General features: G+C 63.7%; 15 protein-coding genes. 10 read left to right on the top strand and 5 right to left on the bottom strand.

Features of this window, described 5'->3' with window-relative positions:
• Positions 1 to 48 precede the first annotated feature (48 nt).
• Positions 49 to 1,530, top strand: coding sequence for an APC family permease (locus U5782_RS19170; RefSeq protein ID WP_322045436.1), 1,482 nt, complete (start codon positions 49 to 51; stop codon positions 1,528 to 1,530).
• Positions 1,531 to 1,542: 12 nt separating this feature from the next.
• Here the strand turns inward: U5782_RS19170 and U5782_RS19175 are convergent, their stop codons facing one another.
• On the bottom strand, positions 1,543 to 2,541 hold the full coding sequence (locus tag U5782_RS19175; protein WP_322045437.1) for a fatty acid desaturase: 999 nt from the start codon (positions 2,539 to 2,541) through the stop codon (positions 1,543 to 1,545).
• Between the two features lie 47 nt (positions 2,542 to 2,588).
• On the opposite strand from U5782_RS19175, the gene U5782_RS19180 reads away from it, so the two are divergent.
• Both U5782_RS19180 and U5782_RS19185 read left to right on the top strand, forming a co-directional pair.
• Positions 2,589 to 3,413, top strand: coding sequence for a phosphate/phosphite/phosphonate ABC transporter substrate-binding protein (locus U5782_RS19180; protein WP_322045438.1), 825 nt, complete (start codon positions 2,589 to 2,591; stop codon positions 3,411 to 3,413).
• 254 nt (positions 3,414 to 3,667) lie between these two features.
• Positions 3,668 to 4,687 carry a sulfate ABC transporter substrate-binding protein gene (locus U5782_RS19185; RefSeq protein WP_322045439.1) on the top strand — a complete coding sequence of 340 codons (1,020 nt, stop codon included), beginning with the start codon at positions 3,668 to 3,670 and terminating at the stop codon, positions 4,685 to 4,687.
• 80 nt (positions 4,688 to 4,767) lie between these two features.
• On the opposite strand, the gene U5782_RS19190 is transcribed toward U5782_RS19185, so the two are convergent.
• On the bottom strand, positions 4,768 to 5,985 hold the full coding sequence (locus U5782_RS19190; RefSeq protein ID WP_322045440.1) for an SfnB family sulfur acquisition oxidoreductase: 1,218 nt from the start codon (positions 5,983 to 5,985) through the stop codon (positions 4,768 to 4,770).
• 195 nt (positions 5,986 to 6,180) lie between these two features.
• Between U5782_RS19190 and U5782_RS19195 the strand changes: the two genes are divergently transcribed.
• The 3 genes from U5782_RS19195 (at position 6,181) to U5782_RS19205 (ending at position 9,865) form a co-directional block, all read left to right on the top strand.
• A complete protein-coding gene (locus tag U5782_RS19195; RefSeq protein ID WP_322045441.1) occupies positions 6,181 to 7,581 on the top strand; it encodes a DHA2 family efflux MFS transporter permease subunit in 1,401 nt (466 codons plus the stop codon).
• Between the two features lie 312 nt (positions 7,582 to 7,893).
• Positions 7,894 to 8,583, top strand: coding sequence for a response regulator transcription factor (locus U5782_RS19200; protein ID WP_322045442.1), 690 nt, complete (start codon positions 7,894 to 7,896; stop codon positions 8,581 to 8,583).
• A complete protein-coding gene (locus tag U5782_RS19205) occupies positions 8,573 to 9,865 on the top strand; it encodes a HAMP domain-containing sensor histidine kinase (protein WP_322045443.1) in 1,293 nt (430 codons plus the stop codon). Before U5782_RS19200 ends, U5782_RS19205 begins: the two co-directional genes overlap by 11 nt.
• A gap of 18 nt (positions 9,866 to 9,883) precedes the next feature.
• On the opposite strand, the gene U5782_RS19210 is transcribed toward U5782_RS19205, so the two are convergent.
• From U5782_RS19210 to U5782_RS19220, 3 genes are all read right to left on the bottom strand, one after another.
• Complete coding sequence (locus U5782_RS19210) at positions 9,884 to 10,564, bottom strand: Fe2+-dependent dioxygenase (protein WP_322045444.1); 681 nt, start codon at positions 10,562 to 10,564, stop codon at positions 9,884 to 9,886.
• A gap of 38 nt (positions 10,565 to 10,602) precedes the next feature.
• Complete coding sequence (locus U5782_RS19215) at positions 10,603 to 13,041, bottom strand: TonB-dependent siderophore receptor (protein ID WP_322045445.1); 2,439 nt, start codon at positions 13,039 to 13,041, stop codon at positions 10,603 to 10,605.
• A 127-nt stretch (positions 13,042 to 13,168) separates the two neighbouring features.
• On the bottom strand, positions 13,169 to 14,263 hold the full coding sequence (locus tag U5782_RS19220; RefSeq protein WP_322045446.1) for a hypothetical protein: 1,095 nt from the start codon (positions 14,261 to 14,263) through the stop codon (positions 13,169 to 13,171).
• A gap of 260 nt (positions 14,264 to 14,523) precedes the next feature.
• Between U5782_RS19220 and U5782_RS19225 the strand changes: the two genes are divergently transcribed.
• The 4 genes from U5782_RS19225 (at position 14,524) to U5782_RS19240 (ending at position 18,201) form a co-directional block, all read left to right on the top strand.
• Positions 14,524 to 15,765, top strand: coding sequence for a cystathionine gamma-synthase family protein (locus U5782_RS19225; protein ID WP_322045447.1), 1,242 nt, complete (start codon positions 14,524 to 14,526; stop codon positions 15,763 to 15,765).
• A 302-nt stretch (positions 15,766 to 16,067) separates the two neighbouring features.
• A complete protein-coding gene (locus U5782_RS19230; RefSeq protein WP_322045475.1) occupies positions 16,068 to 16,454 on the top strand; it encodes a VOC family protein in 387 nt (128 codons plus the stop codon).
• Between the two features lie 39 nt (positions 16,455 to 16,493).
• Positions 16,494 to 17,027: a methylated-DNA--[protein]-cysteine S-methyltransferase gene (locus U5782_RS19235; RefSeq protein WP_322045448.1), complete on the top strand. Its 534-nt coding sequence runs from the start codon at positions 16,494 to 16,496 to the stop codon at positions 17,025 to 17,027.
• A 160-nt stretch (positions 17,028 to 17,187) separates the two neighbouring features.
• Complete coding sequence (locus U5782_RS19240) at positions 17,188 to 18,201, top strand: sulfonate ABC transporter substrate-binding protein (protein WP_322045449.1); 1,014 nt, start codon at positions 17,188 to 17,190, stop codon at positions 18,199 to 18,201.
• Positions 18,202 to 18,206 lie beyond the last annotated feature (5 nt).

Raw genomic sequence — 18,206 nt, forward strand, 5'->3', positions numbered from 1 at the left:
AGCGGCGCGGGACGCTCTCTTTTCAAGTACCTCTTCAGGACCTTCACCATGACCGAACTCGCCGCCCAGGCGCGAGACGGCGGCGCGTTGCGCCGCGGTTATCTTTCGCTATCCGAATTGATTGCGCAATCCATCGGCCTCGTTGGCGCTGCCGGCGGAGCCGGCCTGCTGATTCCGGCCGTGTTCGCCACAGCGGGCAACGGCACCTGGCTCGCCTACCTGCTCGCCACCATCGGCCTGTTGTTCGCCTCGTGGAGCATTACGCAATTCGCCAAGCGCACGGCGTCGCCCGGCGCGCTCTACACCTATGCCGCGCGCGGACTCGGTCCCATCTGGGGCGTCATTGCAGGCTGGTCGTTGCTGATTGCCTATGGCATCGGCGCGGCGGGCATCCTGCAAGGCACTGTCAACGAAGTCGTCGTCCTGTTCAAGGACATCGGCGTCAGCGCGGCGGGCACGGGCCTCGTGGCATCGGTCGTCATCACGCTGGCCGTGACGATCGGCGCATGGCTGATCACCTGGCGCGATATCCGCCTGTCGACGCGCGCCACGCTCTGGATCGAATTGAGCACGGTCGCGCTGATCCTGGTCGTGATCGGTGCGGCGCTGTTCCTGCATCACCGCTGGGTCGATCCGAATCAGTTGACACTCGTTGCAGTCAAGCCGGACCAACTGCGTCTTGGCATGGTGCTGGCATTCTTCAGCTTCACGGGTTTCGAGAGCGTCACGGCGCTGGGCGTCGAGGCGCGCGAACCGTTCCGCCTGATTCCGCGCGCGGTGATCGTGAGCATTCTCGGACCGGCGGCGCTGTTCCTTGCCGCCTCGTATGGCCTCGTCGCGCTGTTCCAGGGCGCGGCCACGCCGCTCGACCAGGCCAACGCTCCGCTCTCGGCCGTGGCGCACGGCATCCACCTTGGCGTGCTCGGCGTGCTGATCGACGCGGGTGTGGCGCTCAGCTTCTTCGCGGCGTTCTTCTCGTCGATCAATGCGGCTGCGCGACTGCTCTACACCTTCGCACGTCAAGGGTTGCTGCATTCGGCCACCGGCCGCGCGCACGCGGGCAACGCCACGCCGCACGTGGCCGTGACGCTGATCACGCTGATTTCGCTTGTCGTAGGTGTGGCGTTCCAGTTGCACGGCACGTCGCTCTTCGATGCCTACGGCTATCTCAGCACCATTGCCACGTTCGGCTTCCTGTTGACTTATGTGATCGTGGCAGTGGCGGCGCCCGTCTTTCTGCGCCGCCGCGGCGAACTCAAGCCCCTGCATGTCGTGATCAGCGTTGTGGCCGTCGTGCTGATCGGCATTCCGTTCGTCGGCAGCATCTATCCCGCGGCACCTGGTGCTTATGCCGTGCTGCCTTATGTGTTTGCCGCGCTGCTGGCCGCGGGCATTGCGTGGTTCGTGGCGCTGCGCCTGGTCGCGCCGCATCGTCTGCGCGATATCGAAGCCGAATTCTCCGACGACGACACCACGCAGAGCGGCCACTTCGCGCCGGTCACGCAGGCACAGACCGCAACGGCAGCTTAACCGCAAGAACCGTCACGCTGCGATGCGCGCTGCGTCCTTCACGTCGTGCGTATCGTTGACCGCTCCGAAAGGATGGACGACGGCATCGGTCGCCCGCCATGCGTAGCGGCGCAGCAATTCGCCATAGCCGCCGCGAATCACGAAGTGCCCGCACTTGTGCGCGTAGTCCTCGCGGCGCAAACGATATGCGCCGGGCAGGCAATACCACGGCAACGCTGGCAGATCGTGATGCACGAGATGGTAGTTGTTGTTGAGGAACAGCAGGCGCATGACGAAGCCCGCTTCGTTGATGGCGATGCGCGCCTTCGGCTCCGGCGCGGCGCGATGCTCGTACAGTGAGCGAATCGTCGCGATCGACAGCGCGGGCCACGTGACGGCTAGCAGGTAGTACCACCACGGCACGCCGGCCCACACATCGAGCACGAACAGCAATACGGCCACGCTGATCCCGTGCGCGATCCACATCGGCGCATAGCGGCGATCGGCGTGACGCAAAGCACGCCATGCGGCGGCGAGCACGGCCGCCGCGCTCATCGGCGGCCCAACGAGCATGCGGCCCACGAAGCGCTTGCGCGCCTGCCACAAGGCACGACGCCACGCGGGCCAGGCTTGCCACTGCTCGGCAGGCACATAGTTGCTTTCGGGGTCGAGGCCTGGCAACGTAAGCGCTTCGTCGCGATGATGGTCGAGATGCGTGTCGCGATAGAGCGTATAGGGGAACCAGATCGCCAGCGGCGGATACCCCAGCAATTTGTTTAGCCATGCCTGGCGTGTAGGGTGACCGTGCAGCAGTTCATGCTGCATCGACATATGCCACGCGCAGAGCAGAATGAAAAGCGGCATTGCGGCGGCCAGCGACAACACATGACTGCGCACCATCAGCACCGTGCCCACCCAGCCGCCATAGACCGCCGCGATCAATAGCCACGTGGGCCACTCGGTACGGGCCGCCAGGCCCGCTTCCAGCGCGGCGATATCGCGCGCATGCCCGGCATCGAAATATTCAGCCATGATTTCCTGCGCGGGCACGCTCGCCCGCTATTGTCTACACTGTCACGATGAGCCGCTGGATCGCCGCCCTGCCGATGTACAACGTCACGCCGCAGCACGATGCGCTGTGGCGCGGACTATTGCGCGACACGCTCGACGCCTTCGCGCAGGCGGGCGGCCCACGCGAGGTGGATCTGCCCACGGAAACGCCCGACGACCTGCTGGCACTTTGGCGCCGCCCAGACCTGCTGCTGTCCCAGACCTGCGGCTTTCCGTACCGCATGCTGGGCGTCGCCGATGCCGTTCATCTGCTCGCCACGCCCGCCTTCGACGCCGATGGCTGCGAAGGCGTGTTCTATCGCAGCGCGTTAGTCGTCTCGGCGCGCGCGTGGGACGAAGGCGCGGTGATGCTCGCCGCCTGCCGCGGCCTGCGCGCCGCCTGCAATGGCCCCGACTCGCACAGCGGCATGAACGCCTTGCGCCATGCGGTCGCGCCGCATGCGCACGCGGGCCGCTTCTTCTCGTCGGTATCGTGGGTCGGCTCGCACCTCAACGCGTTGCGCGCATTGGGCGCGGGCGAAGCGGAGGTGGCCGCAATCGATTGCGTAACGCTCGCCTACGTGCGCGATGCGTTACCTGAACTGCTGCGCAACGTGCGCACGATCGGCATGAGCGCTGCTGCGCCCGGTCTGCCCTTCGTCGCCTCGCGTGCTTTACCGCTAGAACACACAGCCTTGCTGCGCGATGCACTCGATCGCGCCTGCGCCGCCGACGCGGCTCGCGCCGGAACACTGCGTTTGCGCGGCTTCGTGCGTCTCGCGCCCGCCGACTACGCACGCATCGAGCAATTCGCCGACGAGGCCCGCGCACTCGGCTATCCGGAACTGGCGTGATGAACTCAAGCCGTCACGTTGTCTGGGCAGTATAAAAACGCGGCGCGCACGGCTCCAATAACGATTCGGCAGATCGATATAACGGCTGCCCACGCAGGCCCGCCACGCGGTGTTTTCGGCCTCCTTATCGCCCATACGGGAAAGCAACGCAGCGATCGATATAAGGCCTTTGCCCACCGTCGATAAAATGTAAGGTCCACGCGGCAGCGCCGCCAGATCATCCATCGCTTCCAACAGACCACTCGGGGACCACCATGACAGCAATCGGGCGCACCGTCCGCCTCATCGGCGCGGGCATCGTCGCCAGCGCTGCCTTCGCCGCGCCACTCGCGCATGCGGATGTCTCGCTGCTCAACGTTTCGTACGACGTCACGCGCGAACTCTACAAGGACATCAACGCAAGCTTCATCGCCGACTACAAGCAAAAGAGCGGCGAAACGATCTCGATCCGTCAATCGCACGGCGCATCGAGCGCACAGGCGCTGTCGGTCCTGCAAGGTCTTCAGGCCGATGTCGTCACCATGAACCAGCCCAACGACATCGATCTGCTTGCCGAGCGCGGCCAGTTCGTGCCCGCCGACTGGCGCGCACGCCTGCCCGATGCGAGCGCACCTTACACCACCACGATGGTGTTTCTCGTGCGCAAGGGCAATCCGAAGCACATCAAGGATTGGGACGATCTGGTCAAGCCCGGCGTGCAGGTCGTGATCGCGAATCCCAAGACCTCGGGCAACGGCCGTTACGCGTATCTGGCCGCGTGGGGCTATCGCAAGCTGCAAGGCGCAAGCGACGCGCAGGCACTCGACTTCGAGCGCGCGCTGCTGAAGAACGTGCCGGTGCTCGACGCAGGCGGACGCGGCGCGACGACCACGTTCACGCAACGCGAGATCGGCGACGTGCTGGTCACCTTCGAAAACGAAGTGGGCTTGATCGAAACGGGCGCCAACGCAAAGGACTTCGAAGCCGTTTATCCTTCGTCGAGCCTGCTGGCCGAACCGCCCGTCGCCGTGGTGGACAAGGTGGTGGACAAGCGCGGCACGCGCAAGGAAGCGCAGGCCTATCTCGCGTATCTGTATACGCCGGCGGCGCAGGAAATCATCGCGCAACACCATCTGCGTCCGCGCGACAAGACGGTGCTCGCGAAGCACGCCGACGAGTTCAAGTCGCTCAAGACCTTCACGGTCGAGCAGGTCTTCGGTAGCTGGCAGAAGGCGCAGGCCACGCATTTCGCCGATGGCGGCACGTTCGACCAGATCTACGCGGATCGCAAGTAATCCCGCGTGAATGAACGAAAAAACGGGACGGGTGCATAAGCGCCCGTCCCGTTTTGCTATTCCAGGCCTGTAAAGAAGGCTTAGTTCCAGGCGTGCCGCGCAGGCTTCGCGCCGTTCAGATAATAATTGCCGACGAGGTGATATTTCCAGCGCACCGGATCGTGCAGCGTATGAGTGCGCGCGTTGCGCCAGTGGCGGTCGAGATTGTGCGCGGCGAGCGTCGATTGCGTGCCCGCCAGTTCGAAGAGTTTTTCACCGCTCAATAGCGCCGCTTCGGTGGTCAACACCTTCGCTTCGCCTACCGCTACCGAGGCACGCGCGACATCGTCCTCGCTTACGCTGTCTTGCGCGGCAATGTCATCGAGCACCTTGGCCGCGCGTTCGAGCAGAGCCTCAGCCGCATGCAACTGGATAACCACACGGCCGATCTCGCGCACCGTCAAGGGATCGTCGCTCGCGCGCTCGACGCCGCTATCCACCCACGGCCGCGAGCGTTCGCGCACGAAGGCCAGCGTATCGTCGATGGCGGCCTGCGCGATACCTGCGTCGATGGCGGCCTGAATGATCTGCGAAACCGGGCCGTTGAGCGTCGGCAGATCCGAGACGCGATACGCGGGCAGCACATGCGATGCGCCCACGCGTACGTTGTCCAGCGTCACCGTGCCGCTTGCCGTGGTGCGCTGTCCGAAGCCCGACCAGTCGTCGGTGATCGTCAGCCCCGGCGTGCCCTGCGGAATATAGGCGAGCCAGCCGCGCCGCTCATCGTCGAGGCCGAGCACCGGCACGTAATGCGCGAACAGCGCGCCGGTCGAATAGAATTTGGTGCCGTTGACCACGTACTCGTCGCCGTCGCGAATCACGCGCGTTTTCAGATCGAGCACGTTTTTCGTGCCCTTTTCGGAGAAGCCGTTGCCAAAGCGCTTGCCCGCCAGCACCTCGGCGAAGAAGTAGCGCTTTTGCTCTTCGGTACCCGTGAGCGTGATGACATCGACCAGTCCGAAGTGATTTTGCGGCAACTGACCGAGCGACGAATCGGCTGCGGAAATGATCTTGATGACTTCGGTGAGCGTGACGAACGAAGCGCCCGCGCCACCGTAAGCCTTCGGCACGGTGATGCCCCAGAGGCCCGACTGCGAGAACCATTCGATCTCCTCGCGCGGCAGACGCCGTTCACGGTCGCGTTCGGCAGCGCCCTGGACGAGACGCGCGGCGAGTTCACGCGCGACGGCAATCGCCTCGCGGTCGTCGGCGATCACGCGTACGCCCGCGTGCTGGCCCTGCTCTCCGGTCTCTGCCATGATTTTCTCCGCATCAATGAAGGTGCGGACAATCTAGCAACGAACGCCGCACGCGCCAAACGAGCGATTGGCAAATGGATATTCCCTATCGTGGCGATGACGCCGTGGGCGATCGCACTCACGACCGGGCCGCAGAATGTTCCGTCCCGGTTATAGTCTTTTATTGGCAAACGCTATCTGGAGGATGGTCCAGCAATGGATCTGGAACGGCCCGCTGAATCCCCCTCGCACATTGACGCGCGCGTGTGGAAAGTCGCGCTCGTCGTCTCGATTGGCTCGTTCATGGCGCAGATGGATGCGACGCTCGTGAACGTGTCGCTGTCGACGATCGGCCATGCGCTGGGCGCACCCATCGCGATGACGCAATGGATCGTAAGCGGCTACCTGCTGGCAATGGCGCTCATGCTGCCGCTCAACGGCTGGCTCGTGGACCGCGTGGGTGCGAAACGCCTCTATCTGTTCTGCTTCGCCGGGTTCACCTTTGCTTCCGTGCTGTGCGGCATCGCGCACGGTATCGTCATGCTGATCGCCGCGCGGCTCATTCAAGGGCTTGTGGCGGGCGTACTGGCGCCCATGGCGCAGATGATGATCGGGCGCGTTGGCGGCCAGAATATGCAGCGCGTGATGGGCTATACGACCTTGCCGATCCTGCTCGGGCCTATCGTGGGTCCGGTTCTGGCCGGCGCGATACTCGCGCACGCGTCGTGGCCGTGGCTCTTTTTTGTCAACGTGCCCATCGGCGTGATCGGCGTGGGACTGGCCGCACGCATGCTGCCGCGCGATACCGCGTCTTTGCGGCGCCGCCCGTTCGATCTCGCGGGCTTCGCGCTGGTTTCGCCGGGGCTCGTCGCACTGGTCTCTGGCTTGCAGGGGGTGTCGCGTCCCGGCGGCGTGGCGTGCCTGGGCGCAGGCGTCGCGCTGCTCGCAGCCTTCGTCTGGCATTCGCGACGGCTAGGCGAAGCCGCATTGATCGACGTACGGATTTTCTCGGGACGCACCTTCCGTGTCGCCGCCTTCACGCAGTTCTGCGCCAACGGCATGCTGTTCGGACGGCAACTGGCCGTACCGCTGTTTCTGATCGTGGGGTGCGGGCTGTCCGCCGCGCAGGCGGGCTGGCTTGTGGCTGCCATCGGTGTCGGCATGATGGCTTCGTTTGCACTCCTCGGCGTACTGACCGATCGCTTCGGCTGTCGTCCAGTCGCGGCGGGTGGCGCGTTGCTGGCGCTGCTCGGCACGCTTGCGTTCGTCTGGATGGCGATGGGCGCCTACTCGCCGATGTGGGCCGTGGTGAGCCTTTTCGCCGCTGGCCTCGGACAAGGCACGATCAGCGTGCCGTCCATCGCGGCAGCTTATGCATCGCTTCCGAAGGCGCGCATGCCAGTCGCCAACACGGCGCTCAATATCGCGCAACGCATCGGTGGCCCCTTTGCCACGACGCTGGTGTCGATAGCGCTCGCCATGACGATGGGCCATGCATCGAGCGCACAACCATCGCAGTTTCTGGCCGCCTTCGTCGCGCTCGCGTTGCTGCACGCGCTGTGCTTTGCATCGACGCTTTGGCTGCCAGTGCGAATCGAACAAACGCCACCACGCTGAAAAAAGGGCGGGATTCTGTTAGCCGTCTACGGTTTGCGGTGCCAGGTTGATGCCATGCGATCCTGGTAGGGATCGCATGGTTCGAGCGAGTGGAGGATGGCTGGCAGTTAGTTGCAATATGTCGATAAAAATAATGACTCAACCGATAATCGCCTGCCGCCCCGTCCGTGCAAAAAAACGAGTCCCTACATTTATTCATTAATCAGGATGCCTGCTTTAAAAGCAGGGATATTTCCGCTAAATAAGAATCAAAACGATCGCCGATGTTAAAATCGCGCGTCGTATTCAATCACGGGTCTTTTCCGGTCAATCATGCGTATTCTTGCGATCGAAGACGATCCTGACATTCTCAGCAATATCGCCAGTTATCTTGGCGCGCGAAATTACATCGTCGATTGCGCAATGGACGGCATGCACGGTTATACGCTTGCCGCGCAAGGCGAATTCGACGTCATCATTCTCGACCTCGCCCTGCCGCGCCTCGACGGTTACGAGCTGTGCCGCCGCCTGCGCGAAGACGCGGGCTGCGAAACCCCGCTCATCATGGTGACGGCGCGCGACACGCTCGACGACCGCCTCACGGGCTTTCACGCGGGCGCCGACGATTACCTCATCAAGCCCTTCGCGCTCGCGGAACTCGGCGCGCGTGTCAAGGCGCTGATGCAGCGCCCGCGCAGCCGCGCGATCGCACGCACGCTCCAGGTGGGCGATCTCGTGCTCGATATCGACACGCGCGAACTCACGCGCGCGGGCCAGTCGCTGCGTCTGCCGCCCGCGCCCATGACGCTGCTGAAGTTGCTGATGAAAGCGAGTCCCGCCGTGGTCTCGCGCAGCAAACTTGAAGAAGCGCTCTGGCTCGATTCGCCGCCCGATAGCGACAGTCTGCGTACGCATATTCATCAGTTGCGCCAGGTAATCGATAAACCCTTCGCCGATGCGCTGTTGCAGACGGTGCACGGCGTCGGTTATCAATTGCGCGCGCCCGAGTCTCATGACGCCTGACGCCAGCGCAGCACGCGCCCCGCGCACACTTGCACGCGAATTCGTGCTCACGTATCTCGTGCTGGCCGTGCTGGTGGGCGGGTTGCTCTCGCTCGTGTCGATGTGGACCGTCAACAGGCTCGAAACGCATCTTCAGCAGATCGACATGGGCATGGCGCTCGAGCGCGTGCGCGGCGAGTTTCTCTCCGGCAAGGACGTGGGCCGGCCCGAGCGCTTCTTCCACGGCGAGCCCGGCGGCGAGACCTTCCCGCGCTGGCTACGCCAGGTGGAGCCCGGCTTCACGCGCATCGAGCATGACGATCGCGACTGGCACATCATGGCCGACGACCGCGACGGCGTGCGCTATATGCTGCTGCGCGACTACACCGCATTCGAGGAACGCCGCGCGCATTCGCACTGGGTAACGGTGTGCAGCGTAGGCGGTGGCCTGCTGGTCGCCTTCCTGTTGGGCGGCGCCGTCACGCGCCGCTTTCTGCGCCCGCTCACGCGGCTCGCGGAACAGGTCGTCACGCGCCCCGAACAGCCGCCGCAAACGCGCCTTGCCCACGCCTATCCCGAGAACGAAATCGGCCGTCTAGCCGCGGCATTCGACGCCACCTATAACCAGCTCGAAGCCGCACTGCAACGCGAAAAGCTCTTCACCGCCGATGTAAGCCACGAATTGCGCACACCGCTCACGGTGATTTCGAGTTCGTGCGAACTGCTGCTCGACGACCCTGCGCTGCCCGAAGCGAACCGCGCAAAACTACAACGCATGCACATGGCGTCGCGCGAGATTCATCAGCAACTCGCGGCCTATCTGATGCTCTCGCGCGGTTCGGCCGAAGCCACGGGCTTTGCGCAAAGCAACATCGCCACGGTCGTGCACGAGGAAATCGCCCACTGGTCTGCGCGCGCGACGCAACTGGGTCTGCGCATGGAGGGCGAATTCGTCCCGCTTGACGCCACGCTGCATGCGCCCTTGTACCCGGCCGCGCTGCTGCGCATCGTCCTGTCGAACCTGATTCGCAACGCGCTCCAGCACGCCGCCAGCGGCACATGCATCGTCGTGCGCGCGAGTGCGAGCACGTTCGAAGTCTCCGACGACGGCCCCGGTATCGCCGATGCCGTAAAACCGCACGTGTTCGCACCTTTCGTGCGCGGCGGCGCCGCGAATCACAACAATCTTGGCCTCGGCCTCTCGCTCGTCCAGCGCATCTGCGAGCACCAAGGCTGGCACGTCACGCTCGACACCGCGCCCGGCAAGGGCACGCGCTTCCTTATCGATCTTTCGAAGACCTGAATACGCGACGCAGTCGCATCACGTATCGGCCCACATCCGCAACAGGTTGTGATAGCAACCAGTGAGCGACACCAGCGCATCGTCACTGGCCTGTTGTTGCGTGAGCCGCTGGATCGCCACGTCCATATCGAGCAGCAGCGCGCGCTGCGCATCGTCACGCACGAGGCTTTCGACCCAGAAAAACGAGGCGATGCGCTCGCCGCGCGTGACAGGCTCCACCTTGTGCACGCTCGATCCCGGATACAGGATCATGTGCCCCGCCGGCAGCTTCACGCGCTGCTCGCCAAAGGTATCCCGAATCACGAGTTCGCCGCCGTCGTAGGTCGACGGATCGCTCAGAAACAACGTCGCCGAGAGATCCGTGCGCACGCGCTCGCGCGAAGCGCGAATGCCCCGCACGGCATTGTCGATATGAAAACCGAACGCCTCGCCACCCGCATAGCAATTAAAGAGCGGCGGATAAATGCGTTTGGGCAGCGCCGCCGACATGAACACCGCATCTTTCGCAAGCCGATCGACGATCTCGCCGCCAATCTCGCGCGCGAGCGGATCGTCGCCGGCCAGTTGCCGGTTCTGCTTCACACGCTGCGACTGTGCGCCCGCCGTGACCTTGCCGTCGATCCACGGCGCAGCGCGCAGACGCTCGACCAGCCCCTTCGATTCCTGCGGGCTAAAGACGCCCGGTATTTCCACGATCATCGTTTGACTCTATTGATTGCCATGCGGGCGCGCCGCGATCAGAAACGCACGTCGGCGGAGAGCAGGACCGTGCGGCCCGCGCCTGGCACCCCGTAAATCTGGAAGCCATCCAGCGACGCACCAATCGCCGAGTAGTAGAACGTGTTGAACAGGTTCTGCACGTTCAGGCTCAGCGACAGATTCTTGCTGACCGTATAGCGCGCCGCGAGCGAATGCAGCCAGAACGACGGGGCTTTCTCGGCATCGTAGACATAGGTCGGATGCGTACCGCTCGCGCCGCTCACCGTGCTGCTGTTATTGCTCTGGCCACCGACGTATTCGTTGTCGGTATAGCGGCGTGTGCCCACGTACTGCACGCCGTAACTGACCGTGAACTTCGGCGTTACTTCATACGAGGTCCACATATTGAAGGTCGCATTCGGCACATTGGCCGGGCGCTGCCCCGCATTGACGCCCTTGGTGATGCGCCCGCGCATGGCCGCGAAGCCCGCGAACGCCGACCATTTGTCCGTGATGTTGCCGGAGACGCCCAACTCCAGACCATCGACGCGTTTAGGCGGCAGCGCGCGCACCACGCTCGTGGTCGTATCGCCGTAGTCCCACGAATCGCTCAACTCGGTGCGAAAGAGCGCGCCCGTCAGGGACAAACGCCGCTGCAGCAGATCCCATTTCGAGCCCACTTCCCAGGTCTGCGCGACGGCCGGCTTGAGGCTCGCGCTGGCGCTGCTGGTATCGCCGTAGATCACGTTATTGGTGGACGCACCCACCGCCGAAGGCTGCGAAGCCCGGCTATAGCTCGCGTAGACGCTGCCGAACGGCAAAGGCTTGTACGTCACGCCGATACGACCGCTAAACGCGCCATCGTTGCTGCGCGCCACGCTATGCGCGTTGGCGGCGCCGCTCACCTGCTTCACGGAAAAACGGTCATAGCGCGCCGCGCCTTCGACGATCCACTTCGGCGTGATCGTCACCGTGTCGCGCAGATAGACGCCGCCGTCGCTCACCGCCGCGTAGTCGCCCGTGGTGCCTTCCATCGTCTCGACACCGCTCATGCTCGTGCCATAGGCGTTGGTGAGATCCATGACCGGATTCGTCGAGGGCGCCATCACGCTGCGCGGCAGATCGCCATAACGCTCGTGATAGAACTCCGCGCCCACCACCAGGTCGTGATGCACGCCGCCCGTGTCGAACGACGCGTTCACATTGGTTTCGTTCGCAACGATGTCGTAGCGCTTGGATGTGCCGTAGTTGCTGCCGCGCAGGACCGCCAGCGGCGACAGGTTGGGATCGGCGCCGTAACCGCTGTACGAGAGCACGCCCGATGAGCTCGTCACCAGCCCACCGGTGCCGACGTAGCCATACGACGTGCCCGCCGTCGAATTGAAACGTGCGGGTGCGAGCACCGTCGTGCGGTCGGTCTGCTCCCAGCGCGTGAAGTTCGAGATGCGCAGGTTGTCGTTGAAGGTGTGCTCGACGCGGATGCTCGCGCGGTCGGTGGTGGCGTGGTCCTTGTAGAGATCGGGGTCGCCATACCAGCCGTTGCGCGGCACGCCCGGCATGCGCTGGCCGCCCGTGCCGCGCTCGATCGGCACGCCGGTATCGGGCACGTTGTTGTCCTGCTGATGCAGATAATCGAGCGTGACCGTGGTCGGCGTACCAAGGCCCATCGCAAGCGAGCCCGCCACGCCCCAGCGGTCGTCATGCACGATCGCGCGGCCATCGACATCCTGGGTGTGGCGCATGAGGTTCAGGCGCAGCGCCGAGGTCTCGCCGATCTGCTTGTCGAGATCGGCGGTCACGCGCCGGTAGCGGGCCGAGCCGAGCGTCGTCGAGAGGTGGTACGCATCGCCCAGATGCGCTTCCTTCGTGACCAGGTTGACGCTGCCGCCAGGCGCGGCCACGCCCGATTCGATCGTGCCGGTGCCCTTGAACACCTCGACGCGCTCGACGTCGAAGGTGTCCGAGCGGTTGGCGAGGCCCGCGTCGCGCATGCCGTCGATGGTGATGCTCTGTTCGCCCGAAAAACCGCGGATGGTGAACATGTCGCCCCAGCCGAGATTGCCCTCGCCCGAGGTGAAGGTGATGCCCGGCACGTTCTTGAGAACGTCCTGCAGGCTCTGGGCCTGCTGCTCGTCCAGCACGCGTTTGGGCACGATGGAGACGCTCTGCGCCATGTCGAGCACGGGCGCGGTGAACAGGTCCGATTGAACGAACTGCGTCTGATACGGCGAGGACTTGCCGCTCACGACGACGGCGGGCAAGATCTCGCCGCTTTTGACTGGCTGGGTGGATTGGGTGGATTGAGCCGTCTCAGCGGCTTTGGAAGTTTGCGATGTCTGGGTGGTGGTCTGCGCGCTCTGCGCCCCCTGCGTGGCCTGCGCATGCGCCGCAGGCAGCGCCACGCAGCCCAAGGCCGCGCCCAATAGATTCACCAGCAGGCTGGACGGCCGGCCCGACGTTCCCCGATTCAACTGCATGTACTCACCTAATGCAAATAAGAATGATTGTGATTTGCAATGGTAAGCAAGCGCGTCTCAAGAAAATGTTAAGACGCGCGAAGCCGGGGGCGCGGGCCCTCGACGGGGCCCGCGAGTAACGCCAGCGTTATTCCGATCCGCGCACGAACGCCAGGCCGTGCGCCTGGGTTTTCGCCACACCGATCCAATTGTTGCCGTCGAAACCACCGGCCTGCAATTCGGTATGGAAGGCATGCACAGGACTGACCGCGTGGGATGCGAGGTCCACGGAAAGGAGCTCGGTCGTGGCGTCGTCCTTGCACGAGTTGCCGAAGACCTTCAGCGTATGACCACTCGCCAACGCCGTCTTCAAATGGCAGAACGCCTTGGACTTCGTCGTAAAGGTCGACGCGATCTTGCCCGTGCGGTCGATCGTCGTAATCGTCAGCGCACCCGATGGCGCCGATCCAGCCACGTAAATCGTGCCGTCCCCGGCCAGCAGTGCGCTCGTCGTGAGCTTCGCATCGGGCAGTGCGTAGGTCGACCAGAGGTAGCGCTTCTTGTCGATATCCACTTTCGACACCGCATAGCCGTCGTGCCCCTCGCCCTCGTTCGGCAGGAACGAGCCCGCCACCAGCAGACGGTCGCCGTCGAGCGATGCGCTGGCGTCGTTGCCAAACGCCCCACTCGGCAGCCGCTTGACGCCGGTTTGCGTCAGGTCCGCATTGAACTGCGCAACGTAAGTGCCGAATGGGCCACCCATCTGGGTCGTGCCGCTCGTGCCGCCCGCAATCGTGATGCCGTTCGCCCCCACGGAAAAGAGCCAGGACCATTCGTCAAAGCCCACGCTCAGGCGCTGCTGCTTTTCCAGCTTGCCCGTGGCCGAAATGCGGTTCAACACGACGACGTTTTGATTGAGCGTCGCCGCACTCTGCGTGCTTTCCTCGGTGACGGCGTAGATCGAATGGCCGTCGCTTCCGCATGCCTTGGGCGAATTGCTCACATGATCGGGTGCATAGGGAATGGGCGTACGCCAGAGGACCCGGCCGCTTTGCGCATCGACCATGACGACCATCGCCGACCAGCTTGGCCCGCTGTCGTCGTAGACGCTACCGCTGATGCAATAGCGGCCACCGCCGGTCGCATCGATACGATTGGCCGAAAAACCATCCGGCGTACCCAGCGGAATCTCAACCGCCTCTGCGCACGCGAGCGTGCCGTGTAGCGCCAGCGCGGTCGCCATCGCAGTTACCACATTCCGCATTGCGTGTTTGACACGCAATGCCGTCCCCGTTGAAAGCATCATGTAATGAATTACGTCGAAATGACGATTTTAAGCGGCCAAACCCTCCAGCGCCATGCCTACCCACGACGTGCTCTTATCGCCTGAACAGGCGCCTTGCCCGCCCGCCTGCACCGAAGACTTCGCGGACCTCGGCGTTACAGGCGATAATCGGCGACACGGAATCGACTTGAAAAGCAGGTTTGAAAAGCGGAGAAGGGATGAGCAAGCAAGGCTTTACCACGGGCATCGTTCACGGCGACAGGATCTCGGGCAGCGAGCACGGCGGCGTGCGTCAGCCGATCCATACGTCGGTGCAATACGGCTTCGAGCGCGTCGAAGATCTGATCGGCGTATTCCAGGGCACGAAAAAGGGCGGTTTCAACTACGCACGTCAGGGCACGCCCACGACCGCCGCGCTCGAGCGCAAGATCACGAGCCTGGAAGAAGGCATCGGCTCGATCTGCTTCAGCACCGGCATGGCCGCGATCACGGCGACCTTCCTCACGCTCCTGCGCGCGGGCGATCATCTGGTGTCGAGCCGCTACGTATTCGGCAACACCAACAGCCTGTTCGGCACCTTGCGCACACTCGGCGTCGAAGTCACGACCGTCGACGCGTGTGATGTCGAGAACGTGAAGAACGCGATCAAGCCGAATACGCGCATGGTGTTCGTCGAAACCATCGCCAATCCGGGCACGCAGATTCCCGACCTGCAAGGTATCGGCGAAGTGTGCCGCGAGCGCGGCCTGGCCTATGTCGTCGATAACACGATCACCTCGGCGGCCCTGTTCAAGCCGAAGGCGGTGGGCGCGAGCCTCGTCATCAACTCGCTGACCAAGACGATCGCAGGCCACGGCGCCGCGCTCGGCGGCGCGGTCACCGACACCGGCCTGTTCGACTGGAGCGCGTACCCGAACATCGCCGACGACTATCGACGCTCGGCCGCGAAGGATCAGGGGTTGTTGCAGATCCGCAAGAAGGGCCTGCGCGATATGGGCGCAGCGCTGTCGTCGGAGCAGGCGCACGCGATTGCGCTGGGCGCGGAAACGCTCGCGCTGCGCGTGAAGCAAAGCAGCGACAATGCGCTCGCCCTCGCGCAGTTTCTCGAAGGGCATGCGGCCGTTGGCAAGGTGTTTTATCCGGGGCTGAAGAGCCATCCGCAGTATGAGGTCGCGCAGAAGCTGTTCAAGGGCGCGTCGTGGCTGCTGTCGTTCGAGTTGCTCGACGCGGATCGCATGATCGACGTCGTCAACGCGCTGGAATTGCCGATCAAGGCGACCGGACTTGGCGACACGCGCACGCTGATCATTCCCGTCGCGCCGACGATCTTTTATGAGGCAGGCGCGGAAACGCGCAAAGCAATGGGTATTTCCGATGGCATGCTGCGCTTGTCCGCCGGTATCGAGGATATCGACGATCTGATTGCGGATTTTGAGCAGGCGTTGAAGTTGGCGGCTTAAGTTCGGATTACGTTGAACGAATCGGGGCCATTCGATTACCGCGAATGGCCCCGTTCTTTTCCGCCTTGCCGCATCGTTTGCATCGAAGCAAACGCGAGTATCCGGTTCTCTCCATCGGGTCCCTCCCACGCTAACGTCCTTTTTGCGTACCTTCCCGGCAATCTCACGTCTGGCCGCAATGCGAGTATTCGAACGCGCACGCTTCTTTTAATCTTTCTTCACGGGTCGGGCACGGCATGGGGCCGCCGCCACAGCAAGAGAGATCGCCAATGAAAGACGCAACGCAAGACATCACGCACGCGATGAAGCTCAATCACCTGAGCTTCCCCTCGGCCGATACGCAGGCCACCGCAGCCTTCTTCGAGCGTTATCTGGGCTTCACGATCGCGGGCACCTGGGATCGCTCCTTTATCCTCAAGCGTCCCGGCTATGATGTGGTAATCGACTACGCCGGACCAGACGCACCCACGTGGCCGAAGAATTTCCATCTCGGCTTCGAACTGCCGGATCTCGAAGCCGTGCAGGCGCTGCATACGCGCTTTAAGACCGATGGCGTGACGATGGAAACCGATATCTTCAACAACGGCCGAGGCTCGCGCTTTTTCTGCCGGGCACCGGGTGGCGTGATGTTCGAGATGAATACCCGCCGCGACGCCGCGCCTGAATATCAAGGCACATTCGATAACTGAACGTCGCCCGGCACTTCAAACAAGGAGCGTAAGCCCATCATGCAGGCGCTGGAATTCAAGCTGGAACGCGTTGCGACGCCACTGGGCCAGATGCTGATCCTGACCGACGCGCAAGACACCCTGCGCGCGCTCGACTGGAGCGACTACGAGCCCCGCATGCATGGATTGCTGCGCACGCAATACCGCGGCTACGAGGTCGTGCTGGAGGAAAACCATCGCCCCTCCCCGGCAAGCCATGCGATGCAGCACTATTTCGACGGCGATATCGCCGCGATCGACACGTTGGCGTGCAGCACGGGCGGCACCGCTTTTCAGCGCGAAGTCTGGGCTGCCCTGCGCTCGATCGCGCAGGGCAGCACGATCAGCTATACGCTGCTCGCGCAACGCATCGGCCGGCCGTCGTCGGTGCGCGCCGTGGGGCATGCCAACGGCGCCAATCCGATTGGTATCGTCGTTCCCTGTCATCGCGTGGTGGGCAGCGACGGCTCGCTGACCGGCTACGGCGGTGGGCTCGATCGCAAGCGCTGGTTGCTCGAACACGAGCGCCGCAACGGTGCTCACGCGGAAGTGTGACCTCAGCGGCATCGTCTCTCCCCTGCCTATTTCTCCCACGCGAAATACGTAGCAGAAAATCTTCGAAGCGATTTCGTTGACCAGCGCGCGACTCGCCACGCATCATGCCCGTTCGCCGTGCATGCACGCGTTTTCCGCTACTTTCGAAGGCCACAATACGATGTCGAACCCTCCGCACGACCGCCTTGGCGCGAATGACACGCGCCGTCTGCTCCTGAAAGCCGGCGCTGCCGGCGCCTTGCGTGGCGTCACCGCGACGGCGGGCGCACTCGCACTGTCCCTCGGCAGCGGCGCGGCACGCGCGGAAGACAGCAAAGTACTGCGCGTCGGCTATCAGAAGTATGGAAATTTCGTGGTCCTGAAGTCCCAGAAAGCGCTCGAAAAGCGCCTTGCTGCATCGGGCTTCGCGGTGCAATGGCTCGAATTTCCGGGCGGCCCGCAATTGCTCGAAGGGCTCAACGCAGGCGCCGTCGATGTGGGCGCCGTGGGCGAGACGCCGCCGATTTTTGCGCAGGCGGGCGGCGTGGATTTCGTCTATATCGGCAGCGAGCCGCCTGCTCCGCGCGCCGAGGCAATCGTCGTGCAACAGGATTCGCCGATCCGCACCGTGGCCGATCTGCGCGGCAAGCGTGTTGCGCTCAATCGCGGCTCGAACGTGCATTACCTGCTGGTCGAAGCGCTCAAGAAAGCGAATCTGCGCTACGAGGATATCCAACCCGTCTATCTCGCACCCGCCGACGCGCGCGCGGCCTTCACGAGCCGCAGCGTGGATGCGTGGGCGATCTGGGACCCTTACTTCGCCGCTATCGAGCGTCAGGCCAATGCGCGCGCCATCGCCACGGGCGAAGGGCTCGTGCGCAACACGCAGTACTATCTCGCGGGCCGCAAGTTCGCGACGGCGCATGCGCCGGTCGTGCACGCGCTGCTCGACGAGATCGCCGCCGTGGATGCCTATGCGCGCGCCAATATCACGAGCGTGGCTGCACAACTGTCGCCGCTGGTCGGGCTCGACGCCGGCACGCTCGAAGTCGCGCTCAAGCGCGCGAGCTTCGGCGTACAGCCCATCGACGCGGCAACCTTCGCATATCAGCAGCAGATCGCCGACACCTTCACCGATCTCAAGCTGATTCCGAAGAAACTCGTCGTGGCCGAGACGCGCTGGGACGCGGCCTGAGATTC

Origin of the sequence: Paraburkholderia sp. J67 (assembly GCF_905220265.1) — a bacterium.
Taxonomy (GTDB): Bacteria; Pseudomonadota; Gammaproteobacteria; order Burkholderiales; family Burkholderiaceae; genus Paraburkholderia.